The sequence below is a fragment of the Acinetobacter sp. CIP A162 genome, assembly GCF_000367905.1.
Classification (GTDB): domain Bacteria; phylum Pseudomonadota; class Gammaproteobacteria; order Pseudomonadales; family Moraxellaceae; genus Acinetobacter; species Acinetobacter lwoffii.
On the sequence record NZ_KB849159.1, the window covers coordinates 1,762,717 to 1,785,278 of the forward strand.

Annotated in this window: 22 protein-coding genes and 1 riboswitch; of the genes, 15 read left to right on the forward strand and 7 right to left on the reverse strand. The window is 43.4% G+C overall.

All coding sequences use genetic code 11. The features are described from left to right. Positions 1-81: 81 nt before the first annotated feature. The 3 genes from F995_RS14665 to F995_RS14675 all read right to left on the reverse strand — a co-directional run bounded on the left by F995_RS14665 (position 82) and on the right by F995_RS14675 (position 3,496). Positions 82-795, reverse strand: coding sequence for a glycerophosphodiester phosphodiesterase (locus tag F995_RS14665; protein WP_004647508.1), 714 nt, complete (start codon positions 793-795; stop codon positions 82-84). Between the two features lie 142 nt (positions 796-937). Further along, on the reverse strand, positions 938-1,522 hold the full coding sequence (locus F995_RS14670) for a cob(I)yrinic acid a,c-diamide adenosyltransferase (RefSeq protein ID WP_004647509.1): 585 nt from the start codon (positions 1,520-1,522) through the stop codon (positions 938-940). Between the two features lie 102 nt (positions 1,523-1,624). Next, positions 1,625-3,496, reverse strand: coding sequence for a TonB-dependent receptor plug domain-containing protein (locus tag F995_RS14675; RefSeq protein WP_004647510.1), 1,872 nt, complete (start codon positions 3,494-3,496; stop codon positions 1,625-1,627). A 37-nt stretch (positions 3,497-3,533) separates the two neighbouring features. Beyond that, positions 3,534-3,739, reverse strand: a riboswitch (cobalamin riboswitch). Positions 3,740-3,889: 150 nt separating this feature from the next. Here F995_RS14675 and F995_RS14680 point away from each other — a divergent pair. Both F995_RS14680 and trpB read left to right on the forward strand, forming a co-directional pair. Continuing rightward, entirely contained in the window at positions 3,890-4,534 is a 645-nt protein-coding gene (locus F995_RS14680) for a phosphoribosylanthranilate isomerase (protein WP_004647511.1), read from the forward strand. Beyond that, a complete protein-coding gene (gene trpB, locus F995_RS14685) occupies positions 4,515-5,759 on the forward strand; it encodes a tryptophan synthase subunit beta (RefSeq protein WP_004647513.1) in 1,245 nt (414 codons plus the stop codon). Before F995_RS14680 ends, trpB begins: the two co-directional genes overlap by 20 nt. A 126-nt stretch (positions 5,760-5,885) precedes the next feature. On the opposite strand, the gene F995_RS14690 is transcribed toward trpB, so the two are convergent. Then, complete coding sequence (locus tag F995_RS14690) at positions 5,886-7,526, reverse strand: acyl-CoA synthetase (RefSeq protein WP_004647514.1); 1,641 nt, start codon at positions 7,524-7,526, stop codon at positions 5,886-5,888. A gap of 233 nt (positions 7,527-7,759) precedes the next feature. Here F995_RS14690 and F995_RS14695 point away from each other — a divergent pair, with 233 nt between their 5' ends. From F995_RS14695 to infC, 4 genes are all read left to right on the forward strand, one after another. After that, positions 7,760-9,046, forward strand: a complete 1,287-nt coding sequence (locus tag F995_RS14695; protein WP_004647515.1) for a D-arabinono-1,4-lactone oxidase — start codon at positions 7,760-7,762, stop codon at positions 9,044-9,046. A 10-nt stretch (positions 9,047-9,056) separates the two neighbouring features. Then, entirely contained in the window at positions 9,057-10,226 is a 1,170-nt protein-coding gene (locus tag F995_RS14700; RefSeq protein ID WP_004647516.1) for an alanine racemase, read from the forward strand. 227 nt (positions 10,227-10,453) lie between these two features. Next, positions 10,454-12,376: a threonine--tRNA ligase gene (gene thrS, locus F995_RS14705; protein WP_004647517.1), complete on the forward strand. Its 1,923-nt coding sequence runs from the start codon at positions 10,454-10,456 to the stop codon at positions 12,374-12,376. 59 nt (positions 12,377-12,435) lie between these two features. Beyond that, positions 12,436-12,933 carry a translation initiation factor IF-3 gene (gene infC, locus F995_RS14710; RefSeq protein WP_004647518.1) on the forward strand — a complete coding sequence of 166 codons (498 nt, stop codon included), beginning with the start codon at positions 12,436-12,438 and terminating at the stop codon, positions 12,931-12,933. A 43-nt stretch (positions 12,934-12,976) separates the two neighbouring features. Here infC and F995_RS14715 read toward each other — a convergent pair whose 3' ends face one another. Together F995_RS14715 and F995_RS14720 are read right to left on the reverse strand one after the other, a co-directional pair. Further along, on the reverse strand, positions 12,977-13,528 hold the full coding sequence (locus F995_RS14715) for a hypothetical protein (protein WP_004647519.1): 552 nt from the start codon (positions 13,526-13,528) through the stop codon (positions 12,977-12,979). Between the two features lie 104 nt (positions 13,529-13,632). Continuing rightward, the gene (locus F995_RS14720) at positions 13,633-14,088 is read right to left on the reverse strand and encodes an Hsp20 family protein (RefSeq protein ID WP_004647520.1); all 456 of its coding nucleotides are present in this window, start codon (positions 14,086-14,088) and stop codon (positions 13,633-13,635) included. Positions 14,089-14,370: 282 nt separating this feature from the next. Between F995_RS14720 and F995_RS14725 the strand changes: the two genes are divergently transcribed. From F995_RS14725 to F995_RS14750, 6 genes are all read left to right on the forward strand, one after another. Next, positions 14,371-14,991, forward strand: a complete 621-nt coding sequence (locus F995_RS14725) for a glutathione S-transferase family protein (RefSeq protein WP_004647522.1) — start codon at positions 14,371-14,373, stop codon at positions 14,989-14,991. Positions 14,992-15,065: 74 nt separating this feature from the next. Further along, on the forward strand, positions 15,066-15,356 hold the full coding sequence (locus tag F995_RS14730; protein ID WP_004647523.1) for a hypothetical protein: 291 nt from the start codon (positions 15,066-15,068) through the stop codon (positions 15,354-15,356). Between the two features lie 7 nt (positions 15,357-15,363). Then, positions 15,364-15,786 carry a YqaA family protein gene (locus F995_RS14735; protein ID WP_004647524.1) on the forward strand — a complete coding sequence of 141 codons (423 nt, stop codon included), beginning with the start codon at positions 15,364-15,366 and terminating at the stop codon, positions 15,784-15,786. A 186-nt stretch (positions 15,787-15,972) separates the two neighbouring features. Beyond that, complete coding sequence (gene rpmI, locus F995_RS14740; protein ID WP_004278281.1) at positions 15,973-16,167, forward strand: 50S ribosomal protein L35; 195 nt, start codon at positions 15,973-15,975, stop codon at positions 16,165-16,167. A gap of 11 nt (positions 16,168-16,178) precedes the next feature. After that, complete coding sequence (gene rplT / locus F995_RS14745; RefSeq protein WP_004647525.1) at positions 16,179-16,538, forward strand: 50S ribosomal protein L20; 360 nt, start codon at positions 16,179-16,181, stop codon at positions 16,536-16,538. 156 nt (positions 16,539-16,694) lie between these two features. Next, positions 16,695-17,177, forward strand: a complete 483-nt coding sequence (locus F995_RS14750) for a GNAT family N-acetyltransferase (RefSeq protein WP_004647526.1) — start codon at positions 16,695-16,697, stop codon at positions 17,175-17,177. A gap of 360 nt (positions 17,178-17,537) precedes the next feature. Here the strand turns inward: F995_RS14750 and F995_RS14755 are convergent, their stop codons facing one another. After that, the gene (locus F995_RS14755; protein ID WP_004647528.1) at positions 17,538-18,563 is read right to left on the reverse strand and encodes a hypothetical protein; all 1,026 of its coding nucleotides are present in this window, start codon (positions 18,561-18,563) and stop codon (positions 17,538-17,540) included. A 159-nt stretch (positions 18,564-18,722) separates the two neighbouring features. Here F995_RS14755 and pheS point away from each other — a divergent pair, with 159 nt between their 5' ends. The 3 genes from pheS to F995_RS14770 all read left to right on the forward strand — a co-directional run bounded on the left by pheS (position 18,723) and on the right by F995_RS14770 (position 22,512). Further along, positions 18,723-19,703 carry a phenylalanine--tRNA ligase subunit alpha gene (gene pheS / locus F995_RS14760; RefSeq protein WP_004278272.1) on the forward strand — a complete coding sequence of 327 codons (981 nt, stop codon included), beginning with the start codon at positions 18,723-18,725 and terminating at the stop codon, positions 19,701-19,703. A 134-nt stretch (positions 19,704-19,837) separates the two neighbouring features. After that, entirely contained in the window at positions 19,838-22,219 is a 2,382-nt protein-coding gene (gene pheT / locus F995_RS14765; protein ID WP_004647529.1) for a phenylalanine--tRNA ligase subunit beta, read from the forward strand. Then, entirely contained in the window at positions 22,216-22,512 is a 297-nt protein-coding gene (locus F995_RS14770) for an integration host factor subunit alpha (protein WP_004278269.1), read from the forward strand. Before pheT ends, F995_RS14770 begins: the two co-directional genes overlap by 4 nt. Positions 22,513-22,562 lie beyond the last annotated feature (50 nt).

Here is a 22,562-nt window from a genome sequence, read left to right on the forward strand (position 1 = left end):
AAATTCACACTTTCATTATTGCATTATCGAAATGAACTGGATCAAGAAATACCTAGATCAATCAAGGCTAAGAGAGATTATTTAGAGTTGTTGTAGCATCAATTTTGGATAATCGGTAATCAGCCCCTGAATACCCCAGTCTCGCAGCTGTTTGGCACGGGTGACATCATTGACTGTCCAGACACTGATATTTAACTCGGCAGCCTGCGTAGCCTGAATCAGGTCTTTACTGGCCAGTTCATCCATCCAGCCAATATGACAGCATCCAAGTTCCAACGCCTGATCAATGGCCTGATGTTTGACATCGGTTTCAATCAATAAACCGCGTTTTAAACGTGAGTTTTGCTGTTGCAACGCATCCAGAATTTTGGCATCAAAGCTGGTAATAATAGCCGCTTGTTCATAGCCTTGCAGTTGTTGTTCGACTTCAAACGCGATTTTTTCAGCTGCTGCTTCAGATGCTACGCTTTTAATTTCGACTTCAATATGCTCAAAATTTCGAATGACATTTAAGGTTTGATCGAGCAATGGTGTCGCTTCGATTTTATTCCATTCTGACCAGGCCACTGCGTGATTATATTGGGTAAGATCTTGACGGTTACACTCGTATAGATGCTTCTGCAAACCGGTGGTACGCACAAAGTCATCATCATGCATGATGATTAAGGCATTGTCTTTGAGCTGACGAACATCAAACTCAACGGCGCGAATGCCGATCTCCTGAATATATTGAAAACCGCCCAAGGTATTTTCAGGGGCTTCACCACGTGCACCACGATGACCAATTATGTGCATAAGATGCCCATGAGTGGGAAAGTTAAGTTCATTTTGCGAGGGCTACATGACAAAAGGATGACACTTTCTATTTTCGTCAGATGCTCTGTAAAATCAAGAGACATCTGACGTGTATTTTTAGATGCTAACTTGAAACATAATTTTACTTTTCGATGCTGTCATTGATATTTTTTTGCCATAGTACTTCGGAGCCGCCCTCAGCACGTTGCAGGGTGCGTGATGCGACAAATAACCAGTCCGATAAACGGTTAAGTAGTTGCAGTGACGCTGCCTGAATATTTTGGTCACGGTGATGCACGGACATCACGCTGCGTTCTGCGCGACGGCAGACTGCACGCGCCTGATGGGCAAAGCTGCACACCAGCGTTCCGGCAGGCAGAATAAAGTCTTTTAACATCGGCAACGCTTCATTCATGCGGTCGATATCATTTTCTAAAAACTCAATTGATACCGGTTGCACCAGATTAAAACCTGGAATACACACTTCACCGCCCAGATCAAATAGCCAGTGCTGGATCAGGCTTAAAGATTTATCCCAAGCGGCTTGATCTTCAATGTTACTTGCTGAAATTTGTGCACGTAATACGCCAATCACGGCATTCAGTTCATCGACATCACCCAGCGCGGTAATACGCAAGTCATCTTTGGCAACGCGTGAGCCATCACCAAGCCCTGTAGTACCCGAATCGCCTGTGCGCGTGTAGATTTTACTTAAACGGTGGCCCATATGTGTTCCTTGAATTTTTAATGAAGATAATAAAAAAGGATAATGTCGGTCATAACATTATCCATAAACTGCGCTGTTTTAAAGTTTTTTGCTGTTTAGGGCTTAGTATTTAAAGGTGATGCCTGCAGAAGCGAGACGGCCACCGTTGATATAGAATTCATCACCACCATAAGATGCAGTCTTAAACTTGTTGTCACCGATATTCTGAATATTTGTAAAGACTTTAAGATGCGGATTGAGATTCCAATACGCATTCAGATCAACCGTGGCATAGCCAGGCAGTTCTTTCGAGTTTTTTGAAGCAGAAATTTTAGATGTGGATTTCGCAGTTAATGTCGCACTCAAACCATATACATTATTTTCTAATCCAATCGTTGTTGAAAGCGATTGGCGGGGACGACGAATAAGTTCTAAACCTGTTTGTTCATCTTGAGTTTTGACATAAGCGTATTCAGTACTCATAAATAAATCATCTTTTTGCCATTTTAGACCGAATTCACCACCAGTCATTTTTGCTTTGGCTGTGTTAATGAAGTCTGTTGTTGACGTATTTGTCAGATCGTCCCAACTATAATCAGGCGAAATTAGGTTTTTAACTTTAGTTTGATATAAGGATAAAGATGTACTGAAATGATCCGTTAATATTTGATCTATCCCGATTTCGTAAGAAATACTTTCTTCGGGTTTTAAATTGGGATTACCATTAGTGATGTACGTAGTTCCTTTCCACTCACTACTATCAGAATAGAATAATTGATTCCCAGTTGGTGCTTTAAAGCCTGTACCGATATTGCTGTAAATACTCGTTGTATCAGTAAGGTTATATCGACCTGCAATTTGACCGACTACATGGCTACCAAATTGGTCATGATCTTCTAAGCGTAAACCAGCTTGGGTATGTAGCTGATTGGAATCGTAATTATGTTGAACATAGTATCCGATACTATCTAAATCTTGCTTTTGTCCTTGAATAGCATAGCTCTCGATATTGGCTTGATTTAATGCTGCACCTAAGATGACTTTTTGACTTTCTGAAATCTTCAAATTAAGGTTAAGATCAGCTTCATCACGTTCAGTATTGAACATATAGCTGCTTCTAGATCCAAGTAATTCATCTTTGAAATTTGCATATTGCGCATTTAGTGCAAGGTTTTCTGTAAGCGTTGTACTTGCTTTTGTGATAAAAACTTGGTTAAGAAAGTCTTGAGAACCACCATAATAGACATTTGTTCCCTCATTTTTACTAAAACTTAGGCTGGCGCTGTATTTCTCTTGGTCGAGACCCAATTTTGCGCTGTAACCTTTTTGATCGTATCCTGCATCTTCTTTTGCTTTATTTGTAACGGGAGTTCCACCGCTTTCAAGGCGCTGAGCTTTAATTTGAGCGTATAAACCTGACTGATCTACAAAATCTGCGCCAACAATAGATTTATAGGTATGATTTTCACCTATCTCATTGGTCAATGAGATACCTGTTTTCTTAGGTGTAGCCGAAATCACATTGATGACACCACCAATCGCATCTGTACCATACTGAACGGATGCAGGACCTCTTAAGACTTCAATACGTTCAATATCGCTTAAATCTATATAAGGAATATTAGAGCCACCATCTAGAGCGGTATTTAAACTGACGCCATCTTTTAAAAATAGAAGGTGCTTTGAATCTGTACCACGAAGGAACGCAGATGTCGTTTGACCAATACCACCTGATTGCACAATGTTAATAGATGCTTCTCTATTCAGTAGAGAACCTAAATCTGCAATAGGAGATTGTTGAATGGTTTTTTCATCAATCACTGAAATCCGCGCAGGCACATTTTCTATCTTTTCTTCAGAACGTGTGGCAGTCACCACAATGGTATCTAAAGATGCTTTTGCAACTTTTTGCTCGGCGGCATGGACAGATGAAGTAAAACCCAACGCAAGTGCGATCGCACCTACTAAGGCAGTAGGTTGACAATGAAGTGACATGTTAAAGCTCCATACATTCACTTCCCCGTGAATGATTGAGTTATAGAACACAGCAAGCAGGTTTCCGGACTTAAATGTGCAAAGCAGCGACTTTGCTGTATATCCACCTTCCCACATCAAGATGCAGTGGTGTAAACCGAAGAGTTTAAATTGATAGACGTTTCATTTTTTACCGTTGCGGGGGCAGTGCTGGATTTACACCAGCTTCCCTAAAGCCTGAAGGCTTGGATTTGCTGCAAAGTGAGCGCAGTATAAAGTCAATATGAGTTATACACAATCTGCATAGAGAATAATCCAGATGAACTTTACGCAAGTCAGAAAAATTGCATTACAATGATTTGCCCCAATCTTATAGATTGTTCAATACATTGGTAGATCTAGAGCCAACATAATATGCGAACCCGTGCCAAAATTTGTGGAATCACCCGAGTTGAAGATGTACATGCCGTAGTCAATGCTGGCTGTGATGCGATAGGGTTTGTGTTTTATCCACCGAGTCCACGACATGTTACTTTAGAGCAGGCTGAAATCCTGATCCGGGCGGTTCCGGCTTATGTGCAGGCCGTAGGTTTATTTGTAAATAGTCGCGCAGATGAAATTCAGCATATTCTTAAAACCGTTCCGCTCGATATTTTGCAATTTCATGGCGATGAAACACCTGAACAATGTCAGGCCATCGCCCAGCAGGTCGGACGCCGCTGGTATAAAGCCATTCGGGTGCAACCTGATCTGGATGTGGTTGCAGAAATTCAGCGTTATCAAGATGCAGGCGCAAGTGCAGTACTATTAGACGCATGGCATCCTGACCTGAAAGGCGGCACAGGGCACAGCTTCGATTGGGATACATTTCCCAAACTCAATCTTCCCTTGGTCTTGGCAGGCGGTTTAAATCCTGACAATATCGAACAGGCAATTCTCACCACACAGGCCTATGCCGTGGATGTGAGTGGCGGTGTCGAGTCCGCAAAAGGTATTAAAGACCAACAACTCATAGAACGCTTTATGCAAGGAGTCCATCGTGGATCAGCAAAGTACTAGCCAGAACAGTCAGGCAGTTGACTATACCCAATTCCCGGATGAACGCGGGCATTTCGGTATTCATGGCGGACGTTTTGTGTCAGAAACACTCATGGCGGCTTTAGAAGACTTGGAAAAGCTCTATTTCCGTATGAAAGATGATGCGCAGTTTTTGGCAGAATTTGACCGTGACATGGCGTTTTACGTCGGTCGTCCGAGTCCTTTATATCATGCTGAACGATGGTCGAAAGAGTTGGGTGGCGCACAGATTTACCTGAAACGTGAAGACCTGAACCATACCGGTTCGCACAAAGTAAATAATACAATCGGTCAGGCCTTACTGGCGAAGCTTTCCGGCAAGAAACGTATTATTGCCGAAACAGGGGCAGGCCAGCACGGTGTGGCGACGGCCACCATCGCAGCACGTTTAGGTCTTGAATGCGTAGTATTCATGGGCGCAGACGATGTAAAACGTCAGGCGATGAACGTCTACCGTATGCGTTTATTAGGTGCGACGGTTGTGCCGGTAGAAAGTGGCTCCAAAACATTAAAAGATGCCATGAACGAAGCCATGCGTGATTGGGTGACCAATGTTGATTCAACCTACTACGTCATTGGTACCGTGGCAGGTCCACATCCATATCCGCAACTGGTTCGTGATTTCCAGTCGATCATTGGTCGTGAAGCACGCCGTCAGATTCTGGAACAGGCTGGCCGTTTACCAGATGCCCTAGTGGCATGTGTCGGTGGTGGATCCAATGCCATGGGCTTGTTCTATCCATTCCTGAATGACCAAGATGTGAAAATGTATGGTGTTGAAGCAGCAGGTCATGGGATTGAATCAGGCAAGCACTCTGCGCCGTTGAATGCCGGTCATGTCGGTGTACTGCATGGCAACCGTACTTATTTAATGTCGGATGCACAAGGTCAGATTATCGAAACCCATTCAATTTCTGCAGGTCTGGATTATCCGGGTGTGGGTCCGGAACATAGCTTCCTGAAAGATATGGATCGTGTTAAATACGTACCAATTAATGACCAAGAAGCGCTACAAGGTTTCCGCGACTTGACCAAGATTGAAGGTATTATTCCGGCGTTGGAAAGCGCACACGCCATGGCATACGTGACCAAACTTGCACCGACCATGGACAAGGATCAAATTATTCTTGCGACGGTTTCAGGTCGTGGTGATAAGGACTTGATGACCGTTGCCCGTATTGATGGCGTGGAAATGGTAGAGATGTAAGTTCCTTAAAGTCCTCTCCTTATAGGAGAGGGTTTGGGGGAGGTTATTTCAAATAAAAATCGTGCTAAGTTTTCTTAGCACGATTTTTTATTGAGTAGATTTTGAAAAAAATATACTTGTATGCGGTTAAGAGAACTCACCTTGCGCACGTTCTTTGGCCCACTCACGTAAAACAAATTTCTGTAATTTTCCGGTCGAGGTTTTTGGAATTTCGGTAATCACCACATCCTTAGGCACTTTAAAACGGGCCAGATGTTCACGGCAGAATTCCATAATTTCTTCTTCTGTGGCCTGGGTACCTTCTTTGAGTTCAATAAAAGCACAAGGAACTTCCTGCCAGCGTGGATCAGGTTTGGCGACTACCGCCGCAGTCAGCACCGCCGGATGTTGATACAGCACTTCCTCGACTTCAAGCGATGAAATATTTTCTCCGCCAGAAATAATCACATCTTTGGAACGGTCGGTAATTTTGGCATAACCATCCGGTTGGCATACAGCCAGATCTCCCGTATGGAACCATCCACCAGCAAAGGCTTCTGCTGTCGCCTCAGGATTTTTCAGATAACCTTTCATCACGATATTGCCACGGAACATGATTTCGCCCATGGTCTGGCCATCGTGTGGAACTTCCTGCATGGTATCGGGATCAAGCACTTTCATGCCATCTTGTAATGGATATGGTACGCCTTGACGGGAGTGCAACTGCGCCTGTTCCTGAATGGATAAATCACTCCAGCCCGCTTGAGATGCGCAGAGTGCAGAAGGACCATAGGTTTCTGTCAAGCCGTAAACATGCGTCACGTTAATACCGATATTTCGCATGCCTTCAATGATTGCTGCAGGAGGTGCAGCACCAGCAACCATGACCTCGACACGGTGCTCAAGCTTGGTCTTTTTCTCTTCAGGCATGTTGATCAACATCGACAGGACAATCGGTGCACCACAGAAGTAATCGACTTTATGTTCAGCAATCAGTTTAAAGATCAGTTCAGCATCGACTTTACGCAAGCAAACGTTGGTTCCGCCGTTGGCCGCCATGGTCCAGGCAAAGCACCAGCCATTACAGTGGAATAGCGGTAGTGTCCATAAATAGGTGGCACGTGGTGTCATGCCACAGGCAATAATATTACTGGCTGCGTTAATGTAGGCACCGCGATGATGATAGACCACGCCTTTCGGATTGCCAGTGGTACCGGAGGTATAACTTAAGCTGATAGCATCCCATTCATCTTGAGGTAAATGCCATTCAAAGTTTGCATCGCCTTGCGCAATCCAGTCTTCATATTCGATTTGGCCAATACGCTTGTCTTCACCTTCAAACTCTTCATCGGCCACATCAATCACATAGATGTCTTGTGATATCAGGGCAAGCGCTTCAGTGGCAAGTGCAGTAAATTCAGGATCAACCAATAATACTTTGCTTTCGGCATGCTCCAGCATAAAGGCAAGTGTCTTGGCATCCAGGCGGGTATTTAAGGTGTTGAGGACTGCGCCTGCCATCGGCACAGCAAAATGCGCTTCGATCATGGCAGGGACGTTAGGCAGCAGGACAGACACGGTATCATTTTTACCGATGCCTAAATTTTGGAGTTGGTTGGCAAACTGACGACAACGGTTGTATTTCTCACGCCAGGTGATCCGGCGCTTACCATGAATAATCGCGTTCTGATTTGGATAGATATAAGCTGCACGATCAAGATAGCGTAAAGGTGATAATGCTACAAAATTCGCGGGGGTACGCGGTAATTCATCATATGCGCTAACCATTGTAAAACTCCGTTCTATATTTATTTTCATATCCTGTTGAAAAGATATGTATTTCTCAGAAATCTTGCATTTATGCTTTAGTCGAGTACGATTTTACAAATTTTAAGTATTTGAATATTAATAAAAATATTTAACCCTACTTAAATGTTCTGAACGCATGGGTTCCCAAGTTTGATTTTTTAGGTATTTTACTCTAGTTGAATCATTAAAATAATATGAGCCAGAGAATAATAATGAAAATACAACAGGCGGATAAAATTTGGCGAAATTGGTCAGGGAGCCAGTTCAGTACTGCTCGGATTGTTCAGCCCAGCCAGATCAGTGAATTACAAAGTTTAGTGAAGACCCATGCACACATTCGTGCAGTGGGTGCAGGACATTCCTTTAGCCCCTTGGCCAAGACAGATGAGGTGTTGCTTAATCTCGATCAGTTCAAAGGTATGGTTGCCTTTGATCAAGAGAAAACACAGTGCACCGTGTACGCCGGTACGCGTTTATATGATTTGGGGAAAGATCTGACACCGATCAATCAGGCCTTAATCAATCAGGGTGATATAGACCAACAAATTCTGGCCGGAGCGATTTCGACTGGAACGCATGGCACGGGCATCGATTTACCTTGCATATCCGCTTTTGTGGAAGGCTTTGAATTACTGACCGCAGATGGCGAGCTGTTGCAATGTGATCGTCAGCAAAATACCGAGATATTTCAGGCTGGACGGGTAGCATTGGGCAGCTTGGGTATATTGACCCAAATTACTCTGCAAAATCGACCACGATATAAATTAAAAGAACAGATTCGGCTGTGTTCATTAAAAGACGTATTCGCGCATATTGATCAATGGAAGCATCGGCACCGGCATATCGAATTTTGGGCTTTTCTGCATGCCGATCAGGTGATGTTGAAAACCTTGAATGAAACTGATGACGCAATTCAGTCCAGACAGGACACCTGGCCTTCGGAAGATGCTTTATTAACCCTATGTTCTGAATTGACACGATTCTTCCCAAAGACAAATCCCTATCTGCAAAAACTGCTGAGCGTATTTGTAAAACCGACTTGCTATGTGGATTGGTCAAATCAAATTTTCCCGACTCCACGCAATACCAAATTTAATGAAATGGAGTATCAGATTCCAGTTGAGCAAGGCTTGCAGTGTCTGGACGAGATTCTGCATGTTTTACGCAAACATCCGGTACCGATGTTCTTTCCGATCGAGTTCCGTTATATCAAAGGGGATGATATCTGGCTGAGTCCTTTTTATCAGCGTGATTCAGTTTCCATTTCCATCCATCAGTTTTATAAACAGGATTATCACGCGATCTTTGATCTGGTCGAGCCGATTTTACAGAAATATCAGGGGCGACCGCATTGGGGCAAGTTGCATAGCATGAGCGCTGCTTCGCTACGTGATCTCTACCCGAAATGGGATGATTTTATAAGATTACGTCAGCAACTGGATCCACAGCAAAAATGGCTGAATCCCTACCTAAAACAATTATTTTTATCTGGAAACTGAGGCTTGGGTGATGCAATCGAATTATTTTCAGCAACTGACACAAGACTTAAAACAGCAGGGAACTGGCACACCGCAACTGATTTTAGATTTAAAAACCTATCAACGTAATTTGGACTATGTACAGTCAAAATTGCCTCCGAAGTTAAAACCGCGTCTGGTGGTGAAGTCCTTAGCCAGCATTCAGCTACTCAAACTGGCCAGTGAAAAGCTGAATACCCAGCGCTTTATGCTGTTTCATTTACCCCATCTTTTAGAAATTATCAGCGCATTTGAACAGGTAGATATCTTGCTGGGTAAACCGTTGCCGATCCATGCGGTACAGCGCTTTTATCAAAATTTCCCTGATCAGCAGGCACTAAATGACCAAAGCAATATTCAATGGCTGATCGATGATATAGAACGTCTGCAGCAATATCTGCAACTCGCTCAAAACCTGAACATCTGCCTGAACGTAAATATTGAAATTGATGTGGGACTGCATCGTGGCGGCGTACAAACGCAGCAGCAATTTATAGCTTTGCTCAAATTGATTCAGCACAACGCGGCTTATCTCAAACTTTCGGGTCTAATGGGCTATGATGCACATGTCGCCAAACTGCCAAAAATTTTGAAAAGCCCAGAAAAAAGTTATCAGCAATCACAGCAGATTTATCAACAATACAAAACGATGATTCAGCAGCAATTTCCCAATTTATGGCATGAAGGTCTGTGTTTTAACGGCGGGGGCAGTCCGACCTTTATGCAGCATTGCCAGCAAAGTGTCTGTAATGATCTGGCCTTTGGCTCGATGCTGCTTAAGCCCAGTGATTTTGATCTGGAAAATTTGTCTGCTTTAAGCTGTGCTTTATGGATTGCCGCACCCATTTTAAAAGTGTTGCCTTGTAGCCAGATTCCCGGTTTGGAATTACTAAATCATCTTCCACATCAATATAAAGCCGTATTTATTTACGGGGGCTATTGGCGAGCAGATTATATTTACCCTGAAAAAAGTCGACCGCATATGTTGTATGGTCGCAGCAGTAATCAGGAAATGGTTTTGGTGCCTAAATACTGCGGGCTACAAGTGGATGATTATGTCTTTTTGAGACCGACACAAAGTGAAGCTGTCATTCCGCAATTTGCCCAGCTTTATAGCTACAGCAAGAGAAAATTTATGGCATGGGACACTTTTCGGGAATAATAAAATTCTGAACTAAAAAATGAGCTTAAGTTTTTTTAAATCAGATATGGTTTTGGTGATAAATCTTATTTTTATTGGGGAAAAGGTTTAATCATGCGGCCAAGCCGTGTAAAATTCGAATCGATTTTTATTTATCCACCGTTTTTATCTTTTGAGGTTTTCCCTCGATCATAATCTCGCGGTGATATGCTCCATGGTACGGGGCATCACTCCTTAAGGATTTTCTTATGCCAATTATCACTTTGCCAAATGGCGATCAAAAACAGTTTGATCATGCCGTATCTGTGATGGAAGTTGCTCAAAGCATCGGTCCTGGTCTTGCAAAAAATACAGTCGCTGGACGTGTAAATGGCCGTCTGGTTGATGCATGCGATTTAATTACCGAAGACGCAACTTTACAGATTATCACGCCTAAAGATGATGAAGGCGTCGAAATTATTCGTCACTCATGTGCGCACTTGGTGGGTCATGCGGTTAAACAGCTGTTCCCAGAAGCGAAGATGGTGATTGGTCCTGTCATTGAAGATGGTTTCTATTACGACATTTTTAATGCAAAACCATTTACCCCAGATGATATGGCTGCGATTGAAGAGCGCATGAAAAAGCTCATCGATCAGGACTACGATGTCATCAAAAAAATGACGCCACGCGACGAAGTCATCAAAGTATTTACTGAGCGCGGCGAAGATTACAAACTACGTCTGATTGAAGATATGCCAGATGAGACCCAGATGGGTCTTTACTATCATCAGGAATATGTGGATATGTGTCGTGGTCCACACGTACCAAACACCAAATTCTTGAAATCGTTCAAACTCACCAAGATGTCAGGTGCGTACTGGCGCGGTGATGCGAAGAACGAGCAGTTACAGCGTATCTACGGTACTGCTTGGGCAGACAAGAAACAGCTTGCGGCTTATATCAAGCGTATTGAAGAAGCGGAAAAACGCGATCACCGTAAAATCGGTAAAGCGCTTGATCTGTTCCACATGCAGGAAGAAGCACCGGGTATGGTGTTCTGGCATCCAAATGGCTGGACCATTTACCAAGTCCTTGAACAGTACATGCGTAAAGTCCAGCAGGACAATGGTTATCTAGAGATTAAAACACCACAAATCGTAGACTTTAGCTTGTGGGAAAAATCGGGCCATGCGGCGAACTATGCAGACAACATGTTCACCACACATTCGGAAAGCCGTAACTATGCGGTGAAGCCAATGAACTGCCCATGTCACGTGCAGGTGTTCAACCAGGGTTTGAAATCTTATCGTGATCTTCCAATTCGTTTGGCAGAGTTCGGTTCATGTCATCGTAACGAGCCATCGGGTTCATTACACGGCATTATGCGTGTTCGTGGCTTTACTCAGGATGATGCGCATATCTTCTGTACCAAAGAGCAGATTGGCCCTGAAGTTGCAGACTTTATCAAATTGACACTAGATGTATACAAAGATTTCGGCTTTGAAGAAGTACAAATGAAGTTGTCGACACGTCCTGAAAAACGTGTAGGTGATGATGCGCTTTGGGATATGGCTGAAAAATCTTTGGCTGATGCTTTAGATGCAGCGGGTCTTGAGTGGGAGCTTCAACCGGGTGAAGGTGCATTTTACGGCCCGAAGATCGAATTCTCATTAAAAGACTGCTTAGGCCGTGTCTGGCAGTGTGGTACCATTCAGTGTGACTTCAACTTGCCAGAACGTCTGGATGCATCTTATGTAACTGAAGACAACGATCGTGACCAGCCTGTGATGTTGCACCGTGCAATTCTTGGTAGTTTCGAGCGTTTTATTGGTATACTGATTGAACACTATGCGGGCTTCATGCCACCTTGGCTGGCACCAGTACAAGCCTGTGTGATGAATATTACCGATTCACAAGCAGAAGCCTGTGAGTCAGTCGTCGCAAAACTTAAAGAAAACGGTATCCGTGCAATTTCTGACTTGAGAAATGAGAAAATCGGCTTTAAGATTCGTGAACGTACATTAGAGCGTATTCCATACTTACTGGTACTTGGGGACCGTGAAGTAGAGGAAGGTACAGTAAACGTGCGTACCCGCTCAGGAAAAAATTTGGGTACTATGTCAATCGATGCTTTCGTTGACCTAGTAAAAACAGCCGTAGCCGAACGCGGCCGGTACATTGTGGAGTAACAGCGATTAAACAGCCTGACCGTAATCAACAGGGCGGTAACAAATCAAACCGTCCTGCCTTGAATGATGAAATTCGTGCGAAAGAAGTCCGTCTTGTAGACGAAAATGGTGAGCAAAAAGGGATTGTAAGCTTAGCTGAAGCCCTACGTGCAGCAGAAAGTGTTGAACTTGATCTTGTAGAGATCGTAGCAAATGCTGAGCCACCTGTATGTAAGATCATGGACTTCAACAAGCATTTGTTTGATCTTAAGCAAAAGCAGAAAGAAGCGAAGAAAAAACAACATCAAGTCCAGGTGAAAGAAATCAAGCTACGCCCGGGTACTGATGTTGGTGATTACAACGTAAAACTACGTGCAATCATCAAGTTCCTTGAAGAAGGTAACAAGGTGAAAATCACGCTTCGTTTCCGTGGTCGTGAAATGGCGCACCAACAGTTGGGTCTAGCTCAATTGCAAAAAATTGAAGCTGACGTGGCTGAATTCGGTACTGTTGAGCAGATGCCGAAAATGGAAGGTCGTCAAATGGGTATGCTACTTGGTCCTAAAAAGAAAAAGTAAGCACTCATTAAGCGAAAAAAGCCCTGCATATGCAGGGCTTTTTTTATGCTTTAAAATTCCAGGCACTTTGCATGGCCTGCATAATCTGTTGAGCTTGCTGGCGGGAAAACATCGATAGCTGAATCCGAAAAAACCCGAGGCAAATTTGATTCATCAGACCAGGCTGGCACAATTTAAAATCCAAAGTACCATCGCGTTGACTGATGATATGCGCTGGCATGTTATAGAGCCAGCATTTGAGATGTGCTTTGAGAGAAGCATAGCGCGGATTTAGAAAACTATACTGTACCGAATGCCGTTTTAAGCACAGGCTGATGCGGAAACCAGCCAAAGTATAATAAATAGCGTGTGAGGTTATTTTCAGTTTGGTTCCCAGCATAAACAGCGAAAGACCAAGAAAGCCGCCAATATAAATATAAAAGTCAGGAGACTCCTGCCATAAAAATAATAGTCCTTGGAAAAAACTGGAATTGCTACGCACACTGCTGAAATAAAAAATGCTGAATATTCCGATCGGATAACAAAACAGCAAATATCCCGTAGTGCGCATGATCGGGCTAGCTTGATGAAACAGGATGTTTTCTGGCGCAGTCATGGTTTATTTTTATGATCAGAAAGCGTATTGCCTCCATGAGCTTAGGTAATCTGTAGCCAAAAAGAAAGGCCCTTGCGGACCTTCCTTTGCGTACTTAATCAAGCTTATTCCACTGATTTTTCATCGTTTGCAATAAGCAGTTTATTGCCAATCGGGATTTGACGCGGCAATTTTTCTTCTGGAATAATGCGTTGCAAGTCGATGATCAATAAACCATTTTCATAATCTGCCTGCTGGACCTCAATATATTCATCCAGACGTAAAGACAATTTAAATGCACGTCGTGCAATGCCTTTGTGCAGGAATTCAATACTGTCATTGTTTTGATTTTCAGGCTTGCCTAAGATGGTCAGCAACTTATTTTCCAGACGAATGTCGAGTTCTTCCTGACGAAAACCCGCAGTTGCCACCACGATGCGGTAATTATTCTCACCATGCTTTTCGATATTATACGGTGGATAATTCGGTGCATCGCTTTGCATGGCATAGTCAATAAAGTCATTCAGACGATCGAAACCGATGCTACGACGAAATAATGGATGAAGATTTAAGTTACTCATGATTAGAACCTTCTCACTTAAGCAAAGTTATAAAAACAAGAAAATAAGATCTGTCATGTGAGACATCGACAGGGCATAAGATTGACGCAATCCTTATGCAGAAATAAATATGTGTTTGGGGCTGAAATTTTCAAGATCAAAAATAAAAAATTATATAAATTTTTAATAAGATTTTGATATTTATTGAAAAATAATTTTTAAATGCAGGCTTGTTGTTTCTTTCTAAATCCTCTATGTTGAGTACATCATCGCACAGCAAAGGTGCAGGGAGTATTAAAAAAAATGATCGATTTATATTATTGGGGCACCCCCAACGGCCATAAAATTAGTATTGCTCTAGAAGAAATGAGGCTGGAATATCAAATTATTCCCATCAATATTCTGGAAAATGACCAGTTTCAGTCCGATTTTCTGGCTATTTCTCCCAATAATAAAATCCCGGCAATTGTTGATCAGGATGGGCCAAATGGCCGCGCCATTTCAATTTTTGAGTCAGGTGCGATTTTGCAATATCTGGGTCGAAAAACAGGTCTGTTTTATCCAGATGATGAAGTGAAGCGTATTCAGGTTGAACAGTGGCTGATGTGGCAGATGGGCGGTCTGGGACCAATGCTCGGACAAAATCATCACTTTAGCCGTTTTGCACCTGAGCGGATTGCTTATGCCACAGATCGTTATGTCAATGAAAGCAAACGTTTGTATGGCGTGTTGAATAAACAACTGGTCGGGCAAAATTATGTTGCCGGCGAATATTCGATTGCAGATATGGCGATATTTCCGTGGTTATTACGGCATGACTGGCAGCAGATTAATCTGGAAGATTATCCTGAAGTTTCCAAATATATTGATCGCTTGAATGCTCGTCCTGCGGTTCAGAAAGCGCTGGCGATACAGGTCAGTTAAGCTGCAGCCTTTATGCTAAAATAGCCTTAAGCAAATAAAGCCACCCTTACGGTGGTTTTTTATTGGATGGATATATGAACGATTTTCTTCTGAACTTTACCAAGATTGTTGAAAGTAATACCCGGATTTACTGGAGCATTCTTTTCGGCATTGCTGCATGTTTAGTGCTGTATGTTGCTGAAATTGTGCATATCGATCAGGTAATCGCTGCCCTAAATACCAAAGATCAGCAGATTTTACGTGCTGCAATTGCACCGCTCAATGAGCAGTATAAGTGGGCGCGGATCATGGCGATGGTGACAGCAGTTGTTTGGTCCAGTTGGGAATACAGTAAAGCCAAGAAAAAAATGGGCTTGAGCCGTTAATGCTGTAATGAGCCTGTTTTTACTATTTCTGTCGGCCTTGGGTGCAGCGACCTTATTGCCTTTACAGTCTGAAGCTGTGTTACTGGGGCTTTTAGTACAGAACAAGCAGCATGTAGTGCTGTTAATTGCCGTGGCCAGTCTGGGCAATATTCTGGGGTCCTGCGTCAACTGGTATCTGGGCCTCAAGATTGAGCATTATAAAAATAAAAAATGGTTTCCAGTTTCAAAAGACAAGATGCTTAAAGCGCAAGCGACCTATCAGAAATATGGTTACTGGTCTTTATTGCTGAGCTGGGTGCCTATCATTGGTGATCCGATTACCCTGATTGCGGGACTGCTAAAAGAAAACTTCGCCCGTTTTTTGCTCATCGTCAGCGTCGCCAAAATTGGACGTTATCTATTTGTCTATGCAGCCTTTGCCGTGTTCTAAGCCTGAAGCTATTTTCCTGATCCAGTCTTGCATACTATTTTCAGAGCGAAATCATTCTTTAAATTCGCTTATTGGGTGAAGATGCTTTTGTTTTAAACAAAGATGCTTTAGAATACTCGCTCCCTTACCTGCAGGTCGTTTTGTAATGGTGCAAACGAGCCGAACAGGTGTTCAAAAGAGGTTGTTATGCCTAAGATGAAAACTCGCCGTGGTGCAGCTAAACGCTTTAAAGCGACTGCTAACGGTTTTAAGCGTAAACAAGCGTTCAAACGCCACATTTTGACCAAAAAATCTGCTAAGCGTATTCGTCAATTGCGCGGCTGTGTAATGGTTCACGTAAGTGACGTTGCTTCAGTTCGTCGTATGTGCCCGTACATCTAAGGAGATTATAAATGGCTCGTGTAAAACGTGGTGTACAGGCTCATCGCCGTCACAAAAAAATTCTTGCTCGCGCTAAAGGTTACTATGGTGCTCGTTCACGCGTTTACCGCGTAGCGTTCCAGGCGGTAATCAAAGCTGGTCAATATGCTTACCGTGACCGTCGTCAGAAGAAACGTCAATTCCGCGCTTTGTGGATTGCACGTATCAACGCTGGTGCTCGTCAAAATGGTTTGTCGTACAGCCGTATGATCGCTGGCTTGAAAAAAGCTCAAGTGATTATCGACCGTCGCGTACTTGCTGACATCGCTATGCATGACGCAGTTGCGTTTGCTGCTTTAGCTTCTAAAGCTAAAGATGCATTGGCTGCATAAGTCTTTATGACTTGAAAAAAGACCGCCATTTGGTGGTCTTTTTTTATGCTTAAATAAAAGTAGTCATTTTAAATATTATTTAAAAATCAGTATTGTAAATCTTATATTTTTTAGTCATTGTGAAATTGAATAATTAAAAAACAAGGCTTAAAAATAATGATTCGACTTGCCACCCAACACGATGTCTTGCCGATTGCCCAAGTGCATGTACAAAGCTGGCATGAAAGCTATCAAAATATCATTAAACCAGAGATTCTCGATAAGTTGAGTGTAGAACAAAGAGCCGCTTTGTGGCGTTCTGTGCTTGAACAGGAGAATCGACGGGTATTTGTCTATGAAGAAAATGCTCAAGTTTTGGGTTTTGCTGCTTTTAATTTTCCGGTAGATGCACCAATCAGTGAATTGAGAGCACTTTATTTGCTTCAAAATATTCAAGGTCGCGGCATTGGACGTGATTTGGTTCAATTGGGTCTGGGTTTAAGTCGAGAAAAATCCTACCAGCATATGCAATGCAGCGTATTGAACCTGAATTCCAGTCGTTATTTTTATGAAAAGACCGGCGCCTATTTTATCAGTGAAGAAGATGCCAGCGATCTCGGCGAGAATCTTAAAGACTTATGTTATCAGTGGGACATTTAATTTTTGAATACTCTGGGCAAGCTGGCTCAACGTAGAAAAATCTAAAACCTGGAAGAAGACGATGGAAAATAAATCAGCCCTTACATTGTATGGCTGATTTATCCTTTTATCTCAATATATCCATCGGTCAATTAAAAGAGCATTTCCGGGCGATCAGCAAATAACAGCTTTGGCTCATTCCGACAATGCTGAAATTTTCAGGCAGCTGCTTGACCTTAATTCCATCATAGGTTGGATGATAAAAACCCATCGCAAAAATCGTCAGCATTATTTCAAGCTGATGGCTGCGCCTGAGTATCAACATATCTAATGGATTCGGCTGAATTCTGCTAGGAAAATTCAAACTTTTCTGGCGGAACTTTAAAGCCCGAAATAGTAGCCAATCAGACAGATAATCACAGTGATTACAATTAAGGTCAGCACATTTGCAGACGAACTGGATTTGCCTGGGTCCTGAGGTTTTTCTGCTTTAGAAATTTTTGGTGAACGATCTTCAGTACTCATACCGACAAATGGGTCAGGTGCAACTTTAGGTGTTAGCTGTGCAGTTTTATAGTGGTTGGCGACTTTGCTGATGAATTTAGCACTTAAATCATCAATTTTTTGCGAAAAATGTCGCAGATTGAGTTGCTGTTCCGGGCTGAGTACTTCACCATCTGCACGATAGGGATGCTGGATTTTCGTTTGAATAAAGTCATTTAAGGCATCTAGGCGGTACAAAGTCTGGTGAGCATAATCCGCTGAATAGTCAGTGGGAATTAAGGCCAAATGACTTTCGCTATCGACCTGAATGGCAGGCATGGTGCCGTAATAAGGCAAATTGGTATACGCCGGTTCAGTAAAATCTTGGGCAAGGCTACTTTCAAACAGTTCATGATCGGTATAGGCCTGAATATCATCCCAGTTTGGGGCTTCCAGATCGACATCAATGCGCTTGGCCAGTTTAGGATTCAGCTCATAACACCAGAATGTTTCATGGCGTAAAGGAGATTGCTGTGATTTAGGCGCTTCGTAATCATTGTCTGCGCTGTACCATTCAGGGAGTTCTTTGCCAATGATCCAGGCGGTTTTGGCTTTGGCACCATGACTGACAATAAAATGTGCCAGTGGCAGTAGCTCGACATTGGCATTCGGATTTTTTTCATCAACCAGTAAATCAGAGCGATGCAAGCTAAGGCGACGCACGCCTTGTTTTTTCAGACCTTCCAGCCAGATCTGAAAATGCTGAGCCAACAGATGTTGTGACATCAGATCCCGAAAGGCAAACTGATGCTGATTAAAAATGGAATGTTGAATCCAACGATTGAAACTCAGGTCCTGAGTCAAATACTCATTGCCGTAAGTGACCAGGGTCAGTTGCTGTTTCCAAATTTGATCGAGTGCCATAGTGATTTGATCTGATTGATATTGTGTTTATCTTATACTTTTTATATTTAATCATGCCAATCTAATTTTCCTTAAAACGCATCTTCATCAAAGTGTCTAAAAACTGTTAGAATGTGGGGTTTTTAAAATATTTTTTAACCTGTTGCTTTGAGAGTTACTATGTCACTGGAAGCCCTGACCACTGAAGCGCTCGCTGCGATTGCAGCAGCTCAAGACCTTGCTGCACTTGATCAAGTACGAGTGCAATTTACGGGGAAAAAAAGCCAGCTCGCGGAACAATCTAAGTCGCTTGGTAAAATGGATCCTGAAGAACGTAAAGTCTTCGGCGCACAAATCCATGCTGTACGTGAAACCATTACCGCTGCATTGACATCACGTCAGGCAGAACTGCATAAAGCTGCCTTAGAACAAAAACTGGCAAGCGAAACCATTGATATTACTTTACCAGGTCGTGGCCAGCAGGTGGGCAGTATCCATCCAGTGACCCAGGTGCAAGAGCGTATTTGCCAGTTCTTTACCAAGGCAGGTTTTACGGTTGCAACAGGTCCTGAAGTTGAAGATGACTACCACAACTTTGAAGCACTGAACATTCCGGGTCATCACCCGGCGCGTGCCATGCACGATACTTTCTATTTCGATGTGAACCATTTGCTGCGTACCCATACGTCTGGTGTGCAGATTCGTACCATGGAAACCCAGCAGCCACCCATCCAGATCGTGTGTCCGGGCCGTGTTTACCGTTGTGATTCGGATCAAACCCACTCGCCGATGTTCCATCAGATTGAAGGTTTATACGTGGCTGAAAATACTAGCTTCGCGGAACTGAAAGGCTTGCTGATTAACCTGCTGAACGAATTCTTTGAAAAAGATTTGAAAGTACGTTTCCGTCCATCTTATTTTCCGTTCACCGAGCCGAGTGCGGAAGTGGATATTATGGATGAACGCGGTCGCTGGTTAGAAGTATTGGGCTGCGGTATGGTACATCCGAATGTGCTGCAAGCTGCAGGCATTGATCCTGAAAAATACAAAGGCTTTGCTTTTGGTCTGGGTGTTGAACGTTTTGCAATGCTGCGTTATGGCGTGAATGACTTACGTATGTTCTTTCAAAATGATGTGCGTTTCTTACGCCAGTTTGCTTAAAACTTTTTAATAATCCTCTCCTAACCTCTTCTTTTAAAAAGAAGAGGGACTCCGTGAAATAGATGGAGTTCTCCCCTTTGGAAAATGGGGAGCAGAGGGGGATTCTAGAGATTTGAATTACAGGTTTTATATCAATGAAAATTAGCGAAAATTGGCTACGCACATGGGTCAACCCAGCCATCGATAGCGAAAAACTTTCTGATCAATTGACCATGTTGGGTCTGGAAGTGGATGAGCTTGCACCTGCAGCCAAACCCTTTACTGGTGTGGTGGTGGGGGAAGTCCTGACAGTAGAACAACATCCTGATGCAGATCGCTTGCGTGTGACCACTGTCAATATCGGTTCTGGTGAGCCACTACAAATTGTATGTGGTGCGCCAAATGTACGTGCCGGCATGAAAGCACCGGTTGCGACCATTGGTGCAGTACTTCCAGGCGATTTCAAAATCAAGAAAGGCAAGCTACGTGGTATCGAGTCACAAGGTATGCTGTGCGGCGCTTCAGAAATCGATCTGGAAGATAAAATCGACGGTCTTTTAGAGCTGCCTGCAGATGCACCAGTAGGTATGAACATTCGTGAATATCTGGATCTTGATGACAATGTGATTGACATCAGCATTACGCCTAACCGTGGGGACTGCTTCAGTATTCGCGGGATCGCGCGTGAAATTGGTGTGATCAACCAATTGCCAGTGACTGCCCCTGATATTAAAGAAGTAGCTGCGACTATTAGCGACGAAAAGAGAGTCGTTGTGTCGACTGAAGGCTGCCCACGCTACTTGGGTCGTGTCATCAAGAACGTCAATACCAAAGCTGTGACTCCTGTATGGATGGAGCGAGCATTGGCACGTTCAGGTATCCGTCAGCATAGTATCTTAGTAGATATTACCAACTATGTGCTGATGGAGCTGGGTCAACCGCTACACGCATTTGATGGCGGTAAAGTGCAAGGCGCGGTACATGTACGTCAAGCGGCGGAAGCTGAAAAGTTAGTTTTGCTCAATGAACAAGAAGTTGAACTCAACGAAAAAGTGATGGTGATTGCAGATGATGAAAAAGCATTGGCCATTGCCGGTATTATGGGTGGCTTGTCTTCAGCAGTCAGCGATGCAACCACTGAAATTTTCCTGGAATCAGCATTCTTCGCACCACTGCATATTGCCGGTCGTGCACGTAGCTTTGGCCTGCATACTGATGCTTCTCAGCGTTATGAACGTGGTGTCGATTTTGAATTGCCATTGATCGCTATGCACCGCGCATCACAATTGATTGCGGAACTTGCGGGCGGTGAGTTTGGACCAATTACAGTTGCCGAAAATGCAGCATTATTGCCAACACGCGACGCAATTGAGTTGAATCAAGCACAAGTCGATCAACTGCTAGGTTATAGCGTTGATTCAGATTTTATTACCGATGCCTTAAGCCGTCTGGGTTGTGATGTAACTGTGAAAGCAGAAGGTGAGTGGTCCGTAGTGCCGCCATCACATCGTTATGATATGATGATTTACCAGGACTTGATCGAAGAAGTGGCGCGTATTCACGGTTATGACAATATTCAAATCAGCCTGCCTGTGATTGATGTGAAATTGGCGAAATACCAAGATCAATTTGAATTGGGTCAACTCCGTCAAACTGCCGTAACTTTAGGTTACCAAGAAGCGATCAGCTTTAGCTTCGCAGACCTAAAACTTGAAAAGCAACTTAATTCCAGTGTGAATCCATTAGCATTAGCCAATCCAATTTCAAGTGATTTGGCGGTGATGCGTTCAACCTTGCTATCTAGCCTGATTCCTTGTGTTCAATACAATATCAATCGTCAGCAAAGTCGGGTACGTTTCTTTGAGCTCGGTCTGCGTTTTGACTATCAAGAAGCCAGCAGCATCCATGATTTAAAACAGATTCCAACTTTTGCCTTGATTGCAACGGGTTCGCGTACCCCTGAGTCTTGGCATGGCAAGGCACAGCCAATGGACTTCTTTGACTTTAAGGGCGATATAGAGGAAATTCTGGCTGCTGGTCGTGTCAAAGTGGAATATGTCCGTTCAGAGCGTAGCTGGTTGCATCCAGGACAATCCGCAGAGATTCTCGTGAATGGTCAATCAATTGGTTACTTTGGCCGTTTACATCCTTCACTTGAAGACGAACTTGATCTGGCAACCACATGGGTAGCAGAATTGGATCAAACGGCTGTTTTGCAAACTTATGTATCTAATTTTACAGAATTATCACGTTTTCCATCGGTTCGACGTGATATTGCGCTTTTAATTAGTGATAAGATTAATGTTAGCGAAATTCAGGGACTTATCGAAAAAACAGGCGGAGAGCTTTTAGACTCAACTTGGTTGTTCGATGTGTACACTGGACAAGGAGTAGAAGAAGGGAAACGCTCACTGGCATTTGCACTTCTCTGGCAGCATCCAAGCCGTACACTGGAAGATGCTGAAATTAAATCAGGTATGGATAATATCCTTCAAGTGTTAGAAAACACTTACCAAGCGACATTGAGGGCTTCATGACAGCACTAACTAAAGCAGAAATGGCTGATCATTTAAGTGAGCTCACGAGTTTAAACCGTCGTGAAGCAAAACAAATGGTTGAGTTGTTCTTCGATGAGATTAGCCAGGCGCTCATCTCAGGCGAGCAAGTAAAACTTTCGGGTTTTGGTAATTTCGAGTTGCGTGATAAGCGTCAACGTCCGGGCCGTAACCCGAAAACGGGTGAAGAGATTCCGATTTCTGCACGCCGCGTGGTCACCTTCCGTGCGGGACAGAAGTTCCGTCAACGTGTGGGAAATGAGCAGGTCAACTGATCTGCTTTTTTTAAAACCTGAAGTCACAGATTATTTGAATTTCAGTGTTT